15 protein-coding genes and 3 rRNA genes are annotated in these 20,259 nt (G+C 44.1%); 6 read left to right on the top strand and 12 right to left on the bottom strand.

All coding sequences use genetic code 11. From position 1 onward, the window contains the following. The first annotated feature begins 170 nt into the window (after window positions 1-170). The 3 genes from ACYX4N_RS01400 (at window position 171) to rrf (ACYX4N_RS01390) (ending at window position 3,555) form a co-directional block, all read left to right on the top strand. Window positions 171-3,046 (top strand): 23S ribosomal RNA (locus tag ACYX4N_RS01400). A 138-nt stretch (window positions 3,047-3,184) separates the two neighbouring features. Then, window positions 3,185-3,300, top strand: a 5S ribosomal RNA gene (rrf, locus tag ACYX4N_RS01395). 139 nt (window positions 3,301-3,439) lie between these two features. Then, window positions 3,440-3,555, top strand: a 5S ribosomal RNA gene (rrf, locus tag ACYX4N_RS01390). 90 nt (window positions 3,556-3,645) lie between these two features. Here rrf (ACYX4N_RS01390) and ACYX4N_RS01385 read toward each other — a convergent pair. The 9 genes from ACYX4N_RS01385 to ACYX4N_RS01345 form a co-directional block, all read right to left on the bottom strand. After that, window positions 3,646-4,176, bottom strand: coding sequence for an acyloxyacyl hydrolase (locus ACYX4N_RS01385; RefSeq protein ID WP_476055366.1), 531 nt, complete (start codon window positions 4,174-4,176; stop codon window positions 3,646-3,648). Between the two features lie 165 nt (window positions 4,177-4,341). Continuing rightward, window positions 4,342-4,611: a hypothetical protein gene (locus ACYX4N_RS01380; protein ID WP_476055365.1), complete on the bottom strand. Its 270-nt coding sequence runs from the start codon at window positions 4,609-4,611 to the stop codon at window positions 4,342-4,344. Between the two features lie 35 nt (window positions 4,612-4,646). Continuing rightward, the gene (locus tag ACYX4N_RS01375) at window positions 4,647-5,108 is read right to left on the bottom strand and encodes a hypothetical protein (protein ID WP_476055364.1); all 462 of its coding nucleotides are present in this window, start codon (window positions 5,106-5,108) and stop codon (window positions 4,647-4,649) included. Window positions 5,109-5,245: 137 nt separating this feature from the next. Beyond that, window positions 5,246-8,335 carry an error-prone DNA polymerase gene (locus tag ACYX4N_RS01370; protein ID WP_476055363.1) on the bottom strand — a complete coding sequence of 1,030 codons (3,090 nt, stop codon included), beginning with the start codon at window positions 8,333-8,335 and terminating at the stop codon, window positions 5,246-5,248. A 35-nt stretch (window positions 8,336-8,370) separates the two neighbouring features. Beyond that, entirely contained in the window at window positions 8,371-9,900 is a 1,530-nt protein-coding gene (locus ACYX4N_RS01365) for a Y-family DNA polymerase (RefSeq protein WP_476055362.1), read from the bottom strand. Then, window positions 9,846-10,598, bottom strand: a complete 753-nt coding sequence (locus tag ACYX4N_RS01360) for a recombinase RecA (protein ID WP_476055361.1) — start codon at window positions 10,596-10,598, stop codon at window positions 9,846-9,848. The genes ACYX4N_RS01365 and ACYX4N_RS01360 overlap by 55 nt, the downstream gene beginning before the upstream one ends. 221 nt (window positions 10,599-10,819) lie before the next feature. Further along, a complete protein-coding gene (locus ACYX4N_RS01355; RefSeq protein WP_474857181.1) occupies window positions 10,820-11,332 on the bottom strand; it encodes a hypothetical protein in 513 nt (170 codons plus the stop codon). 2 nt (window positions 11,333-11,334) lie between these two features. Continuing rightward, complete coding sequence (locus ACYX4N_RS01350; RefSeq protein WP_476055360.1) at window positions 11,335-13,086, bottom strand: DUF885 domain-containing protein; 1,752 nt, start codon at window positions 13,084-13,086, stop codon at window positions 11,335-11,337. Window positions 13,087-13,125: 39 nt separating this feature from the next. After that, window positions 13,126-13,461 (bottom strand): DUF1820 family protein, encoded by a 336-nt coding sequence (locus ACYX4N_RS01345; RefSeq protein ID WP_136783251.1) that lies wholly within the window; start codon window positions 13,459-13,461, stop codon window positions 13,126-13,128. Between the two features lie 187 nt (window positions 13,462-13,648). Here ACYX4N_RS01345 and ACYX4N_RS01340 point away from each other — a divergent pair, with 187 nt between their 5' ends. Then, the gene (locus tag ACYX4N_RS01340; protein WP_476055359.1) at window positions 13,649-15,286 is read left to right on the top strand and encodes a M28 family metallopeptidase; all 1,638 of its coding nucleotides are present in this window, start codon (window positions 13,649-13,651) and stop codon (window positions 15,284-15,286) included. Window positions 15,287-15,331: 45 nt separating this feature from the next. On the opposite strand, the gene ACYX4N_RS01335 is transcribed toward ACYX4N_RS01340, so the two are convergent. Continuing rightward, entirely contained in the window at window positions 15,332-16,174 is an 843-nt protein-coding gene (locus tag ACYX4N_RS01335; RefSeq protein WP_476055358.1) for an adenylyltransferase/cytidyltransferase family protein, read from the bottom strand. 106 nt (window positions 16,175-16,280) lie between these two features. Here ACYX4N_RS01335 and ACYX4N_RS01330 point away from each other — a divergent pair, with 106 nt between their 5' ends. After that, on the top strand, window positions 16,281-17,345 hold the full coding sequence (locus ACYX4N_RS01330; RefSeq protein ID WP_476055357.1) for a CDP-glycerol glycerophosphotransferase family protein: 1,065 nt from the start codon (window positions 16,281-16,283) through the stop codon (window positions 17,343-17,345). An 82-nt stretch (window positions 17,346-17,427) separates the two neighbouring features. Here the strand turns inward: ACYX4N_RS01330 and slmA are convergent, their stop codons facing one another. After that, window positions 17,428-18,015, bottom strand: coding sequence for a nucleoid occlusion factor SlmA (slmA, locus tag ACYX4N_RS01325; protein WP_012516568.1), 588 nt, complete (start codon window positions 18,013-18,015; stop codon window positions 17,428-17,430). A gap of 115 nt (window positions 18,016-18,130) precedes the next feature. Beyond that, the gene (gene coaBC / locus ACYX4N_RS01320) at window positions 18,131-19,360 is read right to left on the bottom strand and encodes a bifunctional phosphopantothenoylcysteine decarboxylase/phosphopantothenate--cysteine ligase CoaBC (RefSeq protein WP_476055356.1); all 1,230 of its coding nucleotides are present in this window, start codon (window positions 19,358-19,360) and stop codon (window positions 18,131-18,133) included. Window positions 19,361-19,565: 205 nt separating this feature from the next. Here coaBC and radC point away from each other — a divergent pair, with 205 nt between their 5' ends. Beyond that, window positions 19,566-20,243 (top strand): RadC family protein, encoded by a 678-nt coding sequence (gene radC / locus ACYX4N_RS01315; RefSeq protein WP_474803212.1) that lies wholly within the window; start codon window positions 19,566-19,568, stop codon window positions 20,241-20,243. Window positions 20,244-20,259 lie beyond the last annotated feature (16 nt).

Below are 20,259 nucleotides of genomic sequence, written 5' to 3'. Positions count from 1 at the left end.
ATAGTAATCAATCAAAATTGAGTAACTGAGAAATCGAAAGATGAACTTTTTACTCTACTTGACTGAATTTCTTGTTATCAATTTATTGATAGCAAGGCAATTCTTCCGATTAGCTTGTCATGCATGCAACATAACTTAGACAGAAGTCAAAAGGCTGTTTGGGGTTGTATGGTTAAGTGACGAAGCGTATACGGTGGATGCCTTGGCAGTTAGAGGCGATGAAGGACGTGTAAGTCTGCGAAAAGCTGTGGTGAGCCGACAAAATGCATTTGAGCCACAGATGTCCGAATGGGGAAACCCACCTGTTTACAGGTATCGTTAACTGAATACATAGGTTAACGAAGCGAACGAGGGGAACTGAAACATCTAAGTACCCTTAGGAAAAGAAATCAATTGAGATTCCCCTAGTAGCGGCGAGCGAACGGGGAGCAGCCCTTAAGCTGTATTGAATGTAGTGGAATCCTTTGGGAAGAGGAGCGATACAAGGTGATAGCCCTGTACACGACGCAATCTTTACAGTGAAATCGAGTAGGTCGGGACACGTGTTATCTTGACTGAATATGGGGGGACCATCCTCCAAGGCTAAATACTCCTAACTGACCGATAGTGAACCAGTACCGTGAGGGAAAGGCGAAAAGAACCCCTGTGAGGGGAGTGAAATAGAACCTGAAACCGTATACGTACAAGCAGTGGGAGCCCTTCGGGGTGACTGCGTACCTTTTGTATAATGGGTCAGCGACTTATATTTAGTAGCAAGGTTAAGCGAATAGCGGAGCCGTAGCGAAAGCGAGTGTTAACTGCGCGTTTAGTTGCTAGGTATAGACCCGAAACCCGGTGATCTAGCCATGAGCAGGTTGAAGGTTGAGTAACATCAACTGGAGGACCGAACCCACTGACGTTGAAAAGTCAGGGGATGACTTGTGGCTGGGGGTGAAAGGCCAATCAAACCGGGAGATAGCTGGTTCTCCCCGAAATCTATTTAGGTAGAGCCTCGGACGAATTCCATTGGGGGTAGAGCACTGTTAAGGCTAGGGGGTCATCCCGACTTACCAACCCTTTGCAAACTCCGAATACCAATGAGAACTATCCGGGAGACACACGGCGGGTGCTAACGTCCGTCGTGGAGAGGGAAACAACCCAGACCGCCAGCTAAGGTCCCAAAATATTGCTAAGTGGGAAACGATGTGGGAAGGCATAGACAGCTAGGAGGTTGGCTTAGAAGCAGCCACCCTTTAAAGAAAGCGTAATAGCTCACTAGTCGAGTCGGCCTGCGCGGAAGATGTAACGGGGCTAAGCAATATACCGAAGCTGCGGCAGCATGTTTACATGCTGGGTAGGGGAGCGTTGTGTAAGTGGATGAAGGTGAGTTGTAAAGCTTGCTGGACATATCACAAGTGCGAATGCTGACATGAGTAACGATAATGGGAGTGAAAAACTCCCACGCCGGAAGACCAAGGTTTCCTGTCCCATGCTAATCAGGGCAGGGTAAGTCGGCCCCTAAGGCGAGGCAGAAATGCGTAGTCGATGGGAAACGGATTAATATTTCCGTACTTATATAATCAGTGATGGAGGGACGGAGAAGGCTAGGCAAGCTTGGCGTTGGTTGTCCAAGTGAAAGTGCGTAGGCTGAAAACTTAGGTAAATCCGGGTTTTCAAGGCCGAGACACGAGACGAGCTCCCAAGGGAGTGAAGTTGTTGATGCCCTGCTTCCAGGAAAAGCTTCTAAACTTATGATTATATGAACCGTACCCCAAACCGACACAGGTGGTCAGGTAGAGAATACTAAGGCGCTTGAGAGAACTCGGGTGAAGGAACTCGGCAAAATTGTACCGTAACTTCGGGAGAAGGTACGCCTCTGTTTGTGAACACTTTACGTGGTAAGCAAATGGAGGCCGCAGTGACCAGGTGGCTGGGACTGTTTATTAAAAACACAGCACTCTGCAAACTCGTAAGAGGACGTATAGGGTGTGACACCTGCCCGGTGCCGGAAGGTTAATTGATGGGGTTAGTTTTCGGACGAAGCTCTTGATCGAAGCCCCGGTAAACGGCGGCCGTAACTATAACGGTCCTAAGGTAGCGAAATTCCTTGTCGGGTAAGTTCCGACCTGCACGAATGGTGTAACCATGGCCACGCTGTCTCCACCCGAGACTCAGTGAAATTGAAATCGCAGTGAAGATGCTGTGTACCCGCACCTAGACGGAAAGACCCCGTGAACCTTTACTACAGCTTGGCACTGAACATTGAACCTACATGTGTAGGATAGGTGGGAGGCTTTGAAGCACAGTCGCTAGATTGTGTGGAGCCGTCCTTGAAATACCACCCTTGTATGTTTGATGTTCTAACATTGGTCCCTTATCGGGATTGTGGACAGTGTCTGGTGGGTAGTTTGACTGGGGCGGTCTCCTCCCAAATAGTAACGGAGGAGCACGAAGGTTAGCTAATCACGGTCGGACATCGTGAGGTTAGTGCAATGGCATAAGCTAGCTTAACTGCGAGACAGACACGTCGAGCAGGTACGAAAGTAGGTCATAGTGATCCGGTGGTTCTGTATGGAAGGGCCATCGCTCAACGGATAAAAGGTACTCCGGGGATAACAGGCTGATACCGCCCAAGAGTTCATATCGACGGCGGTGTTTGGCACCTCGATGTCGGCTCATCACATCCTGGGGCTGAAGTCGGTCCCAAGGGTATGGCTGTTCGCCATTTAAAGTGGTACGCGAGCTGGGTTTAGAACGTCGTGAGACAGTTCGGTCCCTATCTGGTGTGGGCGTTGGATGATTGATGGGAGCTGCTCCTAGTACGAGAGGACCGGAGTGGACGAACCGCTGGTGTTCGGGTTGTGATGCCAATCGCATTGCCCGGTAGCTATGTTCGGAACGGATAACCGCTGAAAGCATCTAAGCGGGAAGCCGGCCCAAAGATGAGTCATCCCTGAACTTTAAGTTCTGGAAGGGTTGTTATAGACGATGACGTTGATAGGCAGGGTGTGGAAGCGTTGTAAGGCGTTAAGCTAACCTGTACTAATTGCCCGAGAGGCTTAACCATACAACGCCCAAGAAGCTTTAGGCTTTTGGAAGTGTTGTAGACAAGCTAAGCTCTGATAAAGAGCAGCAAGTAGAGTGAAAAGTAGTTACTCACTGATTGAATTAATATCAAACTTTCCCAAATTGTTACCAGTTTTTTCCTGGCAGCCATAGCGATACGGTACCACCTGAATCCATTCCGAACTCAGAAGTGAAACGTATTAGCGCCGATGGTAGTGTGGGGTTTCCCCATGTGAGAGTAGGACACTGCCAGGTCCCATTAAAAAAACCCGCCTAACGGCGGGTTTTTTGCTTTATATAGAAGCTATAGCATCCATGTATGTAAGCTAGCAGAATTCAGTGAAGTTGATAAATATCAGCTTTACGCAGTAAACGCTACTGCAAACCAGTTTTTCCTGGCAGCCATAGCGATACGGTACCACCTGAAACCATTTCGAACTCAGAAGTGAAACGTATTAGCGCCAATGGTAGTGTGGGGTTTCCCCATGTGAGAGTAGGACACTGCCAGGTTCCATTAAGAAAAACCCGCCTAACGGCGGGTTTTTGCGTTTAGACGAAAGAAAATAGTGGGGTCAGAGCCACGACACTGACCCCATTTCTTTAAAAGTGGTAGGCGTAGGATAGGTTTAGGAAGTCTAATCCTGGGTTATCGTTGTTAAAGCCACCGTTTGAAAAGTGCATGTAACGCAGCGCAACATGTTGCTTCTTATCGATCTCTACAAACACACCTAATCTGTCTTCAAACTGGTAGTTAGACCCAATATCTTTACCAGCCACTTTTTGATCGCCAATGTAGCTTGCGCCAATACCTGCTTCTATATATACAGGATACTTGTCATATAGTGTGGTTACCTGTTTCATAAAAACAGGCGTCAGTGATGCGCCATAACTAGTACTATGTGTATCGTTCTCGCCATATTCCCAAACAACGGCGCTCACTTCCCAGTAAAGCTTAATGTCGCCAAACCAATCTGTCGCTAATGTTTGTTCAAGTGGTCTGTATGCGAAGCGCATACCGTCGATATCATCAAATCCGTGCATATAGTCGACACTGACAGTTTGCCTTGCCTGCGCGCTATTAGCGCTAAAAATGATTAAAAAAGAAAATAAAAGTAGTGATAAGTGTTTCATAATTGCTCCTTGATCTGGTAATCAACAAGCAAAAAATTATCCAACCAAAAAAAGGTTGTTATTTCAGTCGGATAGGGCTCTAGAATAAGAAGGGATTAAGTTTTATAAAGTCTACATTACTGACATTATTGAAGTTTTTACAAGGGTTTCCATAGCGCGTTTTTATTATTTCCAAACCTCTTCAATTTCCAATCCTTGTTCGTTAAGAAGCTGATGAGACAATTGCTTAAAAGGCGTTATTCCGTATTTCGCTTTTATACTATCAATTAATTCGGGGTTTGAGGATATGAAATCATTCAGTTCACTAATAATGTCTTTATGATAAAGAGTAGATAAAGAAAAAGGGATTTCGTTATGAGGAAGCGTTAAATCTAAAGTAAACGCGTCTTTCTCATACGCTAGCGGTGCGGATCTTTGACTAACAAAGTATTCCAAATCTAACCCGTCGACGCGCTCTTGGTATAGAAGGGCTAAGCCCTGTTGTATATTCGTAACCCAAGTAATTTTTGTATGTTTACTGGTGTGAAACCTAGTGGCATGGCTAGATGCTTTATCTCATCAATACCTTGTCCAACATTTTCCTGTTTAACGATAGTTCCTGTTACTGCATTGGTTAAGGGAAGTGAAAAATGCTTATCGCTTGATGTGGTGATGCTGTTATACCAGCCTCTGTTATCAGGGTATACAAAATCAACATTACCTTTAACCAACTCGAGTTGAAGCCGTCTTATAGGCAAACTCAAATAAATAAATTCGTGCCCAGAAGCTTCAGAAAACGTTTCTAGAATTGACCAGGCTACGCCTTTATCTACAGGCGAAGAAAAATCGTAGTGAGGGAAGTAAGCTAAATCTTGTGCGCCAACTATATATTTATCTGCGTAAGTATTAAGACTAAATGAGAAAATAATAAAAAGCGCAATCCATCGCATCATTTAATACTCCAAAAATGACAACAATTATCTACAGGTAAAGCAGAGTTATTCGAATGTTGCTTCACGAAAAGGAAGTTATTAATTAAACAATCACTATTATCCACACCATAATCTATTACTTTGCCGCTGTAAAAAATTCAGTGAAAATCTCTAGAGTTTAATGTCAGCTTTTCGAGCCAAGGTGTACGGTCGATAAGCTTACCCGCTATAATGTGAATAACCCCCTCTTTAGAGCGTTCAATAATGCCGTTAACTTGAAGAAGCTTAGCTTTCAAGAAAGTTTGTTGCTGAGCTCGCGCCGTAGCTTGCCATACCACAACATTCATATTGCCTATATCATCTTCTAAAGTTAGAAAGGTAACGCCTGCGGCAGTACCTGGGGCCTGTCGACCAGTTACTGCCCCAAGTACTTTAATTAATGACTTATTTTTTTTGTCTTTAAGTGAATTTGACCAGCTTATGTCTTTAAGCTCATGTTGTTGCCTAAGCAATGAAATAGGATGGTTATTTACAGACAAGCCTGTCGAGGCATAATCTTCAAGTAAGTTTTCTGCTTCAGAAGGTTTAACGCCAAGGGGGGCGGCACTTTTATCTGCATAAAAATCATCGGTATCAAATAGCGGTAAACGCGTTTGTGTATCCATAATTCGCCAGCGAGTTTCGTACCGGTTCCCTGAAATAGTACGAAGCGCATCGGCGCTGGCAAGTGCCTCTAGCTCATTACTTTTAAGCGAAAGCTGCTGTAACTGTTCAACGTTGTTGTAGCCTTTTGCTGTACGGTTTTCCACAATAATCTGGGACGACGCTTCACTTAAACCTTTAATAAGCTTAAGACCAAGTTGTATGTACTTTTCTTGGCCTTTTACAATCAAAGTGTGCTCTGTGTTTGACTGGTTCACGCAGGGCGCCTCCACCCGTATATGATGGCGCTTAGCGTCTTGAACTAACTGAGAAGGAGAATAAAACCCCATGGGCCAGCTATTTAATAGCGCCACGTAAAACTCTACGGGGAAGTAAAATTTCAACCAGCAAGACACATAAGCCAATACCGCAAAAGACGCTGAGTGAGACTCGGGAAAACCGTACCCTGCAAAGCCTTTGATTTGTTCAAATAAGTTATGAGCGAACGTACTTTCATAACCTTTATCCGTCATACCCTTAATGAGCTTATCTCTGAACTCAAAAATTCTGCCGTCTTTTTTCCAGCTAGCCATAGCGCGTCGCAACTGATCGGCTTCTCCGCCACTGAAGCCAGCGGCAACCATAGCAAGTTGAATCACTTGTTCTTGAAAGATAGGCACACCCATAGTGCGAGAGAGCACCTTTTTCACATCTTTAGATGGGTAGCTAATGGTTTCGTTGCCGTGGCGACGTATCAAATAAGGGTGGACCATATCGCCCTGAATCGGGCCTGGCCGTACAATGGCTATTTGTACGACCAAATCGTAATAGCGGCGGGGCTTTAACCTTGGCAGCATAGACATCTGAGCCCGTGATTCTATTTGAAAAACGCCTACGGTATCGGCACGACAGATCATATCGAATACCTGTTTGTCATCTCCGAGCTTAGTGATAAATGGAATACTGGTTTCAACAGAGTATTGTTTATTGATAAGAGAGAATGCACGACGAATAGCGCTTAGCATCCCTAGCGCCAGCACATCTACTTTTAGCAAGCCCAAGGTTTCAATGTCATCCTTATCCCATTGAATGATGGTACGGTCTTCCATTGCGGCGTTCTCAACGGGTACAAGGTCGTAAAGCGGTCCTGCGCTAATAACAAAACCGCCTACATGCTGCGACAGATGTCGGGGCGTGCCTAGTAAAGCTTCGGTAAGGGTAATTAACTGCTGTACTCTAGGCTCCTCAGGGTTTAACCCAAGCCCCGCTAGCTGAGATTTCCACGGAATAACGCTGTCTCGACGATTGATTTGTTTAACTACAAAATCAAGTTGTGACTCGCTAAAGCCAAGCGCTTTACCCACATCTTTAAATGCTGATTTAAAGCGGTAGCAAATAACGGTAGCCGCGATAGCGGTTCTTTCTCTGCCGTACTTTTGATAAATGTATTGAATGATCTCTTCACGGCGCTGATGCTCGAAATCCACATCAATATCGGGCGGCTCGTTACGTTCTTTAGATATGAAACGCTCGAACAGTACGCTTATTTGCCTTGGATCTACAGCCGTTATCTCTAGGCAATAGCACACTACAGAGTTAGCTGCCGACCCTCGTCCTTGGTACAAAATGCGCTGCTGCTTAGCAAATTGAACAATGTCGTAAATGGTTAAAAAGAAATACTCGTATTCTTGTTCGGCAATAAGTGTTAGTTCTTTTTCTATAATTTGGCGAATTTCAGAGGTTATACCTTCAGGAAAGCGCACTTTAATACCGGCTTCTACGCGCTCCCGTAAATACGATGTGGGTGTATAGCCCTGTGGCACCAGTTCCGAAGGATAGTGATAGCGCAACTCTTCTAAAGAAAACGTGAATACCTGGGCTAGGGCATTGGTATTGGCTATCCATTTCTCAGGGTAAAGCTTCTTAATTTTTTGTACGGTTCGCAGACTACGTTCTGCGTTACTCAATGCTTCCCGGCCTATTTTATCTACACTGGTATGCTGTTGTGTAGCATGTAAAACATGTTGAAGCGGTAGCCTGTCAGCGTGATGCATAAGTACACCGGTACAGGCAATAACCGGAAAGGGGTAGGCAGACTGTAAATGGTTGTAGTGCGCAAACCTCTGATGATCCTGCCCGTCTAATAGACGCTGAGCACCGATATAGGCATCAATGCTAGGGTGTTTTTGCAGCCACTCAGCCCAATGTTTGTCGTGGGCTTCTTTTCCGCTAGGTAGCCAAATGAATTTGCAGTGACGAATGGTACGTAAGTCCCACTCGGCCAGTTGATACTCTCCTTTTTCAGAGCGACGTCTCGCGTTCGTTATAATTCGGCACAGTTCGCTGTAGGCTGGTTTGTTCGGGCACAGCAGTACAAAAGATAAGGTGTCATCAAATACAAAGTAACTGCCAACAATAAGCTTGATAGGTAGACCCTGATGCTTAATTTCATCGAAAGCTCGTACCACACCCGCTACTGAGCATTCATCGGTAATGGCAAGCGCGTCGTAGCCAAGAAAAGACGCGGTGGTCACAAGCTCTGCAGGAGAGGAGGCTCCACAAAGAAAGCTATAGTTACTTTGGCAAAAGAGTTCGCTGTATTTCATGGTTTCGCTTTTACCTTTTCTTTAACCGCATACGGCTAGCAAAAAAGTCCATGCACCCACCAACGGCTTTCTTCGTCTTTAAATACTAAGAGCCTTACACATTGCTCAGTCTGGGCGATGAAATAATCTCGCTTTGTTGGGCTGTCATGCCACCACTCGCTGTGTAATCGCACAGGGCCAAAGCAAATATGGGTCGCCTGAATAAGCGGCTTAGGTGTATCAAAGGTAAAGGTGGGCGTAATGTCACTGCTATAAACATAATTATCGGCGCTCGGCTCGTTCACCGTCATATATTCAAACTGATGGCTGTCGGCAGCGCGAGGTTGAAACGTACTGTTATCACCTAGTTTGGCGTTTAAGCGGCCAATCAATTGCTTTTGTGCAACGTCATTAAACCTATTGCTAAAAAAGTCGCCATTCTGCGAATCTATTTCTTCAAACTGCTGACAGGTAAGCGCAACCGCTGTGGCAGGCTCAGGTAACTCCAAGCTTTCAGTTTTAAGGCTAAATAGTGGTAGCCAACTATGCACCGAAGACTGAGGCATTGCAGAGCGAATATTAATATCCAATACAGGTGCTTCTCTGAAATGAATATGCACGCTTATGCTTGATGTATATAAGTTCCTGGCCCGTAAATAGTGAGACAAATGCTCAAACTGCTGTGTGACAAAAGGTGTTAGGTGCTGCGTGTTTTCAATATCAAAAGGCAATAAAGTAAAGTTGTCAAAATGCTCTAAAGGCCTAAATAGCGTAATGCGGGGAAAAGTTTCTCCTCTGAGCGCAGTAAGATACATAATGGTGTTATTGTCGAAGCGCCGCCCCAGCTCTTGTACCGGCATGGCCAACAGTTGCTGTACACGGGTAACACCTACCCTTGCCAAGGCCTCAATGACTTTAGATGACAAAGCAGTAATAGAAAGCGGGCATGTACTTAGCGCTTTTTTTATATCATCTGGCGCATGCATATAGGTATTGTGTTGATGAAGGGCTAATACCTTTGCAGCCTCAATCGTCCATGCACTAGCAAAATGATAGCGAATATTTGCCTCTGCGAGTGCTTGAGTTAGGGTTTTCCACAGCGGCTTATGCCCGCCATAGTAATGGATTAGGTTATCTAGCCTTACTGCCAGACCATTTACGCCATTCGAATGAATGTGGCTGTCTAGTACGATGTCAGAAGCAAGAGGATACAGCCTATGGGCTAGCTGCGTCAGTATATGCTTTTCGGCTTCTTCACTGAAAGGCAGAATATGCACGTAGGGGCACAGCGCCGCGGCTTGGGCAAGTCCATGACCAATTTCAATGCCTTCTTTTTTCGCAATATCATTACACTGCGTAATTTTGTTGGTTTTACTGCAATATACTGCAAAGGGAGTATTCGACGCTAACGCTGAATACTGGTTGTTAGTTTCGTGCTTCGACAACTGGCGATGTGCACGCTTACTTCTAGCCGCTTTGATATGGCTGTCTAAAGTTAGTTGATAGCAGTAAATATAAGCCCACAGCATCATTAGCTCACAGAGTGTAGCGCCTTGTCGGAAAGCGTGTTGTGTGCCATGGCCCATTTAATGGCCTGATTGTCGGGTGTCCACCGGTGGGAAATAACAATGTTATCTTTGGGCCACCCATGACGCTGCTTGCGTATGTTCACTGCTAAAGCGTGGGGTTTACCTTTTAGCGCAATATCCAGAGTAATGGGTAATGCACTGTCGCTTTCATTCGACAGGTTGGCTTGTGAATCGCTCCCCATGTCGGCCTTTGGGTAACCTAACTGTGAGGCCTGCTGTTGCGGTGGAGTATACAGCAAGCACAGCGCATCATTATGCGTTGCTGCTACCTGTAGGCGTCGTGCTTCTTTTTGATTTACAGCATTACTCCACAGCACTACGCAATGGCAAGCCGTACTTTTTAAACATTGCTCTGCTGCCCACAACGACTCTTGTTCAGAACCTGGTTTTACTACCAGAACTTGTTGCGCTTTAAGCCCCAGATTTTCTAACCACGGCGACTGTAGTTGCCCTGGAGGGTTAATAAATACCACCAGTTTATGCGTGCGATGTTGGCAAATAACCTGTTTAAAGAGCGAAAGCTCACCCACGCCGGTTAGTGAGGCAATACGTACAAGCCCCGTAGAGGCAACGCCACCGTTAAGCGCTTTATCCAGACGCGGAAAACCTAGCGAAAACTTGGCTTCACTTTGCTTCTGATCTCTGGCCCGCCAAATATGCGGGTGGTTGTTAAGCACGGATAACGATTTGTTCATGGCACTCAAAATAAACTGTATTTTTATACAGTATTATAGTGCAGCAATAACCCTTTTCAAGACAAAAGGTTTTTGGCTTGTTGTTTTAAGCGCTAACTTACTGATTAGTTTGGAAAGGTAAAAAAATTAAACTTTTAAAAGAGTAGTGATATAGACGAGGGCCGCCAATCCTAACAACACAGTAAAGCGGGCGACCCTAACATGGGGATAAGAGTAAGAGGCTACTCTTGTGATGAAGGTTCTTTTTGTGATTTTGCTGCAGTACCGCTTACGGTTGCTGTAACGGTTTGGCAAAAAGCAATAAAACCATCAGCGGTATTTTTTGACCACACCATACGCACGTTGCTAGGAAGTGCTTTCACCACCTCACGAATTTCCTCAAGCGTCACTTCTTCATTCTGCAATGCTTTATTTAAAGACTCTTCAAGAGACATGCCTTTTTCACAACAAGCCATAATAATGGTTGAAAAGTTGCGCATAAGCGGGTGCAGCGCATTATATTGAGTTTGGTCGATAAGACGGCTTTTATAGGCACTTTCAATACGCGCGGTAAGGTTTTTTTCCAACGCATCTGTAACAAGAACAAGATTGCGATAAGCATACGTTACCTTGTTACTAGTCTGCTTATTCGAGTGGCGCAACAGCGCCAGCTCTTTCTGTAAGTTCTGCGCTCGCAGCACAAAGTAAATTAAAAACAGGATAAGTAATCCAATAACACCAAATGCAACGATCATGTTTATTGTGCCTTTTGTTCTTCTATAAAGGTGTTGATGTTTTGTTCCAATATGAAAAGTGGAACTGAGCCATTTTCTAACACTGCGCGGTGGAATTTGCGCACGTCAAAACGCTCACCTAAAGCAATCTCTGCTTTTTCGCGAAGGCCTTTTATTTTGATTTCACCAATTTTGTATGACAGCGCTTGCGCTGGCCAAGAGATATAGCGGTCTATTTCCGTATTAACGTTGTGTTCTGAAAGCGCGGTGTTTTCCATCATATAGTCCACCGCTTGCTGACGGCTCCAACCCATTGTATGCATACCAGTATCGACCACTAAGCGACACGCACGCCACATTTCGTAGCTTAAGCGACCGAAGTTGTCGTACGGCGTTTCGTAAATACCTGCTTCAATACCTAAAAACTCAGAGTACAGTCCCCAGCCTTCACCAAATGCTGAAATATAGGTGTTACGGCGTACCATAGGTAAATCTTCAAGCTCTGCTGCTAATGAAATTTGAAGGTGATGCCCTGGAACCGCTTCGTGTAATGTCAAAGCAGGCAGCGCATATAAAGGGCGTTTATCAAGGGCGTAAGTATTTACCCAGTAATATCCTGGCTGATCATCGCGGCTAGGATGGATGTAACGGCCCGTTGTATATTTAGGTGCAATAGCATCTGGCACGGGTGCTACGCCGTAAGGCGTTCTTGGTAGATACTCAAAAAGAGAAGGGAGTTTCGCGTCCATTTTCTTTGCAATAAACGACGCCTCTTTCAGCAAATCTTCAGCGCTGGTGGCATAAAACTGAGGGTCTTCGCGTAAAAACGCAATAAAGTCGTTAATGTCGCCATCAAAGCCAAGCTCATCCACAATTTGCTGCATTTGCGCGCGAATACGTTTTACTTCAGACAAACCTAAATCGTGGATTTCCTGAGGGGTCATATCTGTTGTGGTGTAATGCTTGGCTCTATTAGCGTAATAGGCCACACCATCAGGCCAGTTTCTTGCGGCAATATCTTCACGGGCATTAGGAATGTATTCCTCTACCATGAAGTCGTAGAATATTTGATACGCAGGCAACACGCTGCTGTTTATGGCTGCTTTGCCTTGCTCTGCTAACGCTGCCTTTTGCTCGGCAGTAAAGTACTCTGGAAAGCGGGTAAACGGAGAATAAAAGCCACTGTCCACTGCATTTTCAACAATATACGACGCAACTGAGTCTTCAAACCCTTTCAGCACGACTTTGGGCTGCGTGTAGCCTTCTTTTAACGCCTGCTTCATATAAGTAATTTGCTGGTTAAAATAAGGCTTAAGTGCGTTTAAGCGGCTAATGTATGCCTGATAGTCTTCTACACGCTTAAACGTAGATAAGTTAGGAAGCGAGGCCATGGCACCGTGAAAGCCGTATTCTGAGTTGATGGGCACCAAGTGCGCGCGATAGGTATATTCATCCACATAGTTGGCTAAACGGTATTGCTGCATTAGCAAAGCAATATAAGCGTCAGTAGAGATAGAGTCTTTTTCGTACTGACTTAAGGCTTTTTGAAACACACGCCACTGTTCATTTTGTGCTTTAAGTGCTTCTGGTGAAATATCGGGTAGCACATGGGCCAAGGAACTATCGCCTTGGCGAGACGCTAAAAGCGGGGAAACCGAAAGCTCATACTGCCAAATGTCATCAAGTAGTTGATACAAGCTTTCATCGTCAAGGCTCTTTGCAGATGAACTAACGCTGCAAATAAGTAGTAATGCTGCTAACAGATAGCGATACATAAGGGTCTCCGGTAACCTTTACCGGATAGACTCCGGCGGCTACTCTTTCGTTGGTGTATATATTGGACTAGGGAAAGCCGTTACTTTATCAGATTTATTTTCTAATTTAGTAATTTTGGCTGTTCCTTTTTTATTTACGGCGTCAATGCGTAAAACGTTGTGCATAGGAATATAAGTTTTTGTTACTTCTGAAAATTCAGCTTTTAACCTTTCATGGCTAGGATCTACAACAACGCTCGTATGGGTATCCCATACAAAGTCACCTATCTCGATGAAGCCAAACAAAGCGCCCTGAGTAAGGGCTCTAACGTACAGTTCGTAACGTTCTCCATTGCTGATGAATTGAACGCGGTAAAGAATATCGTCTTTCGACATGGATGCTGCTCTTCACTAAAAATATAAATACTCCCGGAATCTACACCGGCGTTTAGCTAACAATTTTACCTTGCTCCTAAAATGCGAGCAACGGTAGGAAACACATGGTAAACGTATGCAGTTTAATGGTATTTCGCCTATTAACTGCGTTACCATGTCGCACACTTAGTTATACGGTGAAATTACAATGATAAAAAAACTACTAATAGGTAGTGCAATGACAGCAATGACCTTTGCTGCTACTGCTCACAACCATGCATCGACAGACAATGCTTTTAACCCTGATACACAGCGAATTAAATCACACCTGTTTTTCTTAGCTGATGACTTACTTGAAGGTCGTGATACTGGTTCTCGCGGCCATGAAATTGCGGCGCTTTATATTGCTACCGAATTTGCCAAATATGGTTTGAAGCCGGCAGGTACAGACGGTTACGTACAAAACGTATCGTTTCGTAAAGCCAATCTGGTTCAAGAGTCTCCTAAGTTTACCTTCACCCAAAACGGCGAGACCATTGATTTTGATTATCCAAAAGAGTACTTAGCTAGCCCGAGTTTGCTCAGTACTGAGGGCAATGTAAAAGGCGAAATGGTATTTGTCGGCTACGGTATTGTAGCTGATGAGCTATCTCACAACGATTACAAAGACCTAGATGTAGAAGGTAAGATTGTTGTGGCCCTTGCTGGTAAGCCAAGCGACTTTCCATCAGAAGAGGGCGCTCACTTTGCATCTGGCTATCAAAAGCAAAAGTATGCGGTAGACAATGGTGCTATTGGCATGATCACTATTACTACGCCCAAAAATGAAAAAGTGCGTCCTTATCAAAGCCGCTTGAACTATATTCATACACCGCGTATGGCTTGGTTAGACGACAAAGGTCAGCCTGCAAATAGCTTTTCTCAACTGAAAGGTGGCGCTTATATGAGTGAAGGCGCTGCGCGTAAGTTATTTGAAGGTGCTGAAAAGAGCCTTGATGAGGTTTATGCAGTTCTTGAAGCTGACAAAGTACCGCAAGGCTTTACGCTTAACGGTGTGGTAGATATCAGCAAGAAGAGCGTGCACGACACCATTACAAGCCCGAATGTCGTGGGTGTACTTGAAGGTTCAGACCCAGAGCTTAAAAACGAGTACGTGGTTTTCTCTGCTCACTCTGATCACATTGGTTTTGCCAAAACAGTGAAGAAAGACAACATTAACAATGGTGCTATGGACAATGCGTCGGGCACATCAGTGATGTTAGAAACTGCACGCCTGTTTAGCGAAATGAAAGAAAAGCCAAAGCGCTCAATTCTGTTCGTGTCGGTAACCGGTGAAGAGAAAGGCCTGTTAGGTGCAGACTATTTCGCTCGTAACCCAACCGTACCTGTTACATCAATGGTGGCGAACGTAAACTTAGATATGCCAATTCTAACCTACGAGTTTGCAGACGTTATTGCCTTTGGTGCGAACCACAGCGATTTGCAAGAGTCAGTGGAAAAAGCTGCAGCTAATGCCGATATCGAGCTAAGCCCAGACCCATGGCCTGAGCAGGCGCTGTTTACTCGCTCAGATCACTATGCGTTTGTAAAACAAGGTGTACCCTCAGTATTTATGGTGCCGGGTCTTAAATCAAAAGACCCTAACGTAGATGGCAGCAAGGTGTTTGGTAAGTTCTTATCTACGCACTATCACAAGCCTAGCGATGATATTAACCAGCCTTTCAACTGGAATGCGGCGGAGACGTTTACTAAGGTCAACGCGCAAATTGGTTGGACACTAGCAAACCAAAAAGATAAGCCTAAGTGGAACGATGGTGACTTTTTTGGTAACACGTTTAGTAAGTAAACGGCTATGCTTGAGCTAGCAGGTTACTGCTAGCTCATGCGTTTTTTATAGCTTTCTTTTAAGCACGGTAGAGCTAACGTTGGGTGTATAATCGAAATAGACCATGTCACAAGTCACGCTAGGGTATTTTCCTTTCCAATCAGAGCCCACTGAAATCGCATCAATATTGTATTCATCTACCACTCTTTGTTTGTTTTTATCCACCTGAGGGATAACTTCATCCACATATCGGTTGGACTCGAGGATGGAAATTCGTTCTTCAAACGGGATAAGCGGTGGGCGTCCTTTAGACTTCTCGATAAGCTCGTCGGTAGAAACACCTACAATCAAATAATCACAAAGCGCTTTTGTCTTCTTCAGTATATTTAGATGACCTTGGTGGAAAATGTCAAAGCAGCCTGACGTATACATTCTTTGATATTTTTTACCTGTCTCGGATGCGTTCGTAGATGAAAGTAATGCAAAGTCAGCGCGTAACGTTGCTCTTAATTCAGCAAAATAATCATCATCTAATTCAAGCTTTTCGCTTAAGACAGGTGGCTTGGGCCAGTGCTTGTCTTCAAAAGATTCTTCGCAAAAAATCACGGGATGTTCATAACGAGGAATAACATGAAAATGGACAGCAGGATCCACCATCATTAACATTAAATAGTTTATTTTGCAGAAGTTGAAGCGTTTTTTGAGCACCTTTTCTATATCTGCAACAACGATCTTTTGTTCTCTAGCCGCCTCTTCTGAAATATCAGAATAGTTAAAGACATTTTCCTTACATATAAGAACTAATGAACCAAGAGTTACCTGTCCAGGTCTGAGTAAAACATGCCAATAATCGTATGTTTTTATAAGATTATCAGGATAACCGAATTTAGATAGGGTAGTGTTAAGCATAAATTTTATTCTATAAATGATACTGTTCACACTGTAATACAAATTAAGTATTACGCCCAGTCGCTTATTTTTTTGATACTAACAATAAATAATTATAAGAAATTTTATGAAGATAGCTTTTGACACTGTCAATGTGTATTACTTACCTCAATTTATTCCTATATGTGAAGAACTTGCTAAGCGCGGTCATAAAGTTAAACTCGTTTGCTATAGCAATAAAAACAACGTTCAGAAATTCGAACAAGTTTTATTGTCGCTAGGCTATGAGTTTTGCTGGGTAGATGATGATAAAGCCGCCAGAGACTTTTATTTGAAAGAGTCCCCTGACTGGATTTTCTTTGGCAATGGCTTTCCTTACTTAGATGATATTCACAAAGCCAGTAAAACCGCACAACTCGGTCATGGTATTGGGCCTAAACCTAGCTACTATCACAAATCCGCTACGCCTATGACGGTTAGGTTTATAGAGGGTAAACTACGTCTAGCAAAGATTAGAGAGCTATATCCGAATGACGAGTTTGTTCAGGTTGGCTTTTCCAAGCTCGACCCCTTATTTAACAATACAGAAACAGGTTTAAAGTACGCTGAACTAGGTTTGGATGAGAATAAGCCGACCCTATTGTTTGCCCCCACTTTTAACCCAAGCTCACTTGAATGTTTTCCTGATAATTGGCCAAGCCACTTTCCTGATTTCAATATTATTATCAAGCCGCACACTTTCACCTACTCCCGTGAAGCTTACAAAAATCAGCGGAAAAAACTGAAAAAGTGGGGAGAGTTTAGTAACACCTATGTAGCAACCGAAACAGACATATCTTTACTTCCTTTTATGAAAGAAGCAGATATTTTAGTCAGTGAAGCATCGAGCACACTCTTTGAGTTTGTCGCGTTAACTAAACCTGTGATCGTATGTAACTTCTTTAAATTGAAGTGGTCATATCGGGGAATTTTCAAATATCGCTTTAAGAAGCGCTTTGGTAAAGATAACGTGATTTATCAAAAAATCGGGCTTCATATAAATAGCTATAAAGAACTACGTGGCGCGATAGAAAAGCAATTAGAAAATAGGGATTTATATAAAGAAGAGCGTAAGGCATATACCGAAGATCACGTAGGTCCTACTGATGGTAAAAGCTCGCTACGCATAGTTGATTATATTGAGAAAAACTAACTGCGAATAGTAGTGTTGAAATGAGCCAGAATAAAGCATCAGTAATATGCAAAAAACTGATGCTTAGTTTAAACCTAGCGCCTTACACAAACATTTGCTTAAACGCGGCCCATTGTTCATTGAATTGCTCAGTGGGTTTGCGGGTAAAGCCGCTGCGAATAAAGCCGTTGATACGTCCATCGGTATAGCAAATCATCATATTGGCGATGATCGCTTCATCAGCGGAAAGGGTTTTCCCTTCACGCAGCTTGCGCTCTCTTAGCACTTGTTTAAGCTGGGTTTCTAAACGTTCAAAAAGCTTGGCGATACGCGCACGTAGTCGGTCTTGCTCACCCATTAACGCATCGCCGTTTAAAATACGGGTTATCCCTGGGTTCTTCTCTGCAAAGCCTAAAATAAGGTGAAGAATTAGCTGACAGCGCGTGAGCGAGTCTTTTTCTTCATTAACTATTTTGTTGATACGCGTAAAAAGCGTTTCTTCAATAAATTCGATAAGCCCTTCAAACATTCGCGCTTTACTGGGAAAATGACGATACAGTGCTGCTTCAGACACACCGACTTTTTCCGCTAACTTAGCAGTAGTGATACGTTGACCTGGGCTGGTTTCTAACATTCCAGCAAGTGCTTGCAGAATTTGGGCTCTGCGATTTGTTTTTTTGACAGCAGGCATGACGAAAGTGGTTCCTCCGCTACCGAGTTATAGCAACCCGGGCTCCATGTTAAGTTGGCTTACGCCAAAGCGTTTATATTTATCGTTTTTATTATCGACACTTAATAAGTATCTGTTAGTTTTTGTTGTTTAAAGCGCAACGTTCCGCAATGAGCACGAGCAGCTGCTCGGCTAGTGCATTTTTGCTGGTGGCAGGCAATCGTTTATCGCCGTCTTGCCATATTACATGCAGCGCGTTTTTATCGCTATTAAACCCCAGACCTTCAGCCGTTATATCATTTGCCGCAATCATATCTAGCTTCTTTTTAGCAAGTTTGCCGCGGGCATAATCTTCCACATTTTGGCTTTCAGCTGCGAAGCCTACGCAAAATGGACGGTCTTGTCTGTTAGATACCGTTGCTAGAATATCAGGGTTTTTAACAAAAGTAAGTGTTAACTCATCACCTGTTTTCTTTATTTTATTGTCCGCCACTGAGCATGCCTTATAGTCGGCAACCGCGGCAGTGCTGATAAAAATATCTGTTGAAGGTACAAGTTTTTCACAAGCCTCAAGCATTTCATCTGCGGTGGTGACATCAATACGGTTACAGAAGGCTGGCGTTGAAAGTGCCACCGGCCCTGCAACTAGTGTTACGTTCGCGCCCGCTTGAGCCGCGACTTGCGCAATAGCAAACCCCATCTTTCCAGAGCTGTGATTAGAGATATAGCGTACGGGGTCTAACGGCTCTCTGGTTGGTCCTGCAGTAATGGTTATTTGTTTTCCCGCTAGGTTTGTTAATGCTAATGCCAACTCTGAAGTCTTATCTTCATTTTCATTTAATACACTGGCGATATCTACAGGTTCGACCATGCGGCCTGAGCCTACATCACCACAAGCTTGCTCACCACTTGCTGGGCCAATAAAAGTTACACCGTCTTTTTGAAGTGTAGCAATATTGCGCTGTGTCGCCGACGCTTTCCACATTTGCTGGTTCATTGCTGGGGCAACAAAAAGCGTAGCGGTTGTGGCCAAATAAAGCGTGGTTAATAAATCATCTGCCATGCCGTGAGCAAGTTTAGCGATAGTGTTTGCTGTGGCTGGCGCGATAAGTAGGATGTCGGCCCATTTTGCTAATTCGATATGACCCATCGCAGCTTCAGCAGCTGGGTCTAGAAGGTGCTGATGCACCGGATTTCCTGACACAGCTTGGAGCGATAAAGTGCTCACAAACTCTGCGGCAGAGTCGGTGACAACAACACGTACGTTTGCACCTAATGCGGTGAGCTTGCGCACTAAATCTGGAGCTTTATATGCGGCAATACCACCCGTCACGCCCAGCAAAATGTTTTTATTAGCAATAGACATAAAAGAACACGAAATCTAAATATTAATATTAGCCTACCATGGTGACAAAAAATCGGATAGCTGAACAAAAGTCGATCTTGGCGTTTAGATACTGTTTGTCTTTTATCTGTTCAACTTCAAAAGAAGAAACCCGCCTTTTATACAGTCGTTAATCTCTTTCAATTCAACTATAACCACTGTTTTATTGAGTTAACGGACCAAGTACATGTCGATAAAAGTATGGCCGATAAGTGAAAGGCCAAGAGAAAAGCTACTACAGCAAGGTGCAGAAAGCTTAAGTGATGCTGAGTTGCTCGCTGTGTTGCTGGGCAAGGGGGTTAAAGGAAAGAGCGCCTTATCTGTAGCGCATGAATTGTTAAACGAACTCGGATGTTTGCGAGGAGTGGTAACCGCAACGAAAGAGAGCTATTCAAAAGTGTCAGGTATTGGGCCGTGTAAGTATGCCCAGTTCCAAGCAGGGTTTGAAATCTTTAAGCGCAATTTAGAAATAAAACTTAAACGCCAAGATGTATTTAACAACGTAGATGACACTAAGCGTTACTTACAGGCCAAATTAAGAGACTGCGAAAGGGAAAAATTTGCGCTTTTGATGCTTGATAGCCAACATCAACTTATCGCCTTTCGTACCATGTTTAACGGAACGATCAATAGCGCTGCAGTGTATCCGCGAGAATTGATCAAGCAGGTTATGATCGACAATGCGGCGGCGATCATTTTGGTCCATAATCACCCTTCAGGCGTAGCAGAACCAAGTCATGCAGACATTCGGCTAACAGCCGAGATCAAAAATGCCATGGCATCGATCGACGTGCCTGTACTTGATCATTTTGTGGTTGGAGATAAAGAAACCATTTCATTTGCGCAGCGTGGCTTGCTAACATAAGATTCCTAAGTCATTC

Source organism: Alteromonas sp. ABH4_452 (genome assembly GCF_056311825.1).
The sequence above is the reverse complement of the archived record's forward strand: the minus strand, read 5'-3'. Positions and strand labels throughout refer to the sequence as shown.

Coding starts and splice junctions, on each gene's coding strand:
- ACYX4N_RS01385 (WP_476055366.1), bottom strand. CDS start 4,176: ATGAAACACTTATCACTACTTTTATTTTCTTTTTTAATCATTTTTAGC.
- ACYX4N_RS01330 (WP_476055357.1), top strand. CDS start 16,281: ATGAAGATAGCTTTTGACACTGTCAATGTGTATTACTTACCTCAATTT.
- slmA (WP_012516568.1), bottom strand. CDS start 18,015: ATGCCTGCTGTCAAAAAAACAAATCGCAGAGCCCAAATTCTGCAAGCA.
- ACYX4N_RS01345 (WP_136783251.1), bottom strand. CDS start 13,461: ATGTCGAAAGACGATATTCTTTACCGCGTTCAATTCATCAGCAATGGA.
- ACYX4N_RS01355 (WP_474857181.1), bottom strand. CDS start 11,332: ATGATCGTTGCATTTGGTGTTATTGGATTACTTATCCTGTTTTTAATT.
- ACYX4N_RS01360 (WP_476055361.1), bottom strand. CDS start 10,598: ATGAACAAATCGTTATCCGTGCTTAACAACCACCCGCATATTTGGCGG.
- ACYX4N_RS01370 (WP_476055363.1), bottom strand. CDS start 8,335: ATGAAATACAGCGAACTCTTTTGCCAAAGTAACTATAGCTTTCTTTGT.
- coaBC (WP_476055356.1), bottom strand. CDS start 19,360: ATGTCTATTGCTAATAAAAACATTTTGCTGGGCGTGACGGGTGGTATT.
- ACYX4N_RS01340 (WP_476055359.1), top strand. CDS start 13,649: ATGATAAAAAAACTACTAATAGGTAGTGCAATGACAGCAATGACCTTT.
- ACYX4N_RS01375 (WP_476055364.1), bottom strand. CDS start 5,108: ATGATGCGATGGATTGCGCTTTTTATTATTTTCTCATTTAGTCTTAAT.
- radC (WP_474803212.1), top strand. CDS start 19,566: ATGTCGATAAAAGTATGGCCGATAAGTGAAAGGCCAAGAGAAAAGCTA.
- ACYX4N_RS01335 (WP_476055358.1), bottom strand. CDS start 16,174: ATGCTTAACACTACCCTATCTAAATTCGGTTATCCTGATAATCTTATA.
- ACYX4N_RS01365 (WP_476055362.1), bottom strand. CDS start 9,900: ATGGGCCATGGCACACAACACGCTTTCCGACAAGGCGCTACACTCTGT.
- ACYX4N_RS01350 (WP_476055360.1), bottom strand. CDS start 13,086: ATGTATCGCTATCTGTTAGCAGCATTACTACTTATTTGCAGCGTTAGT.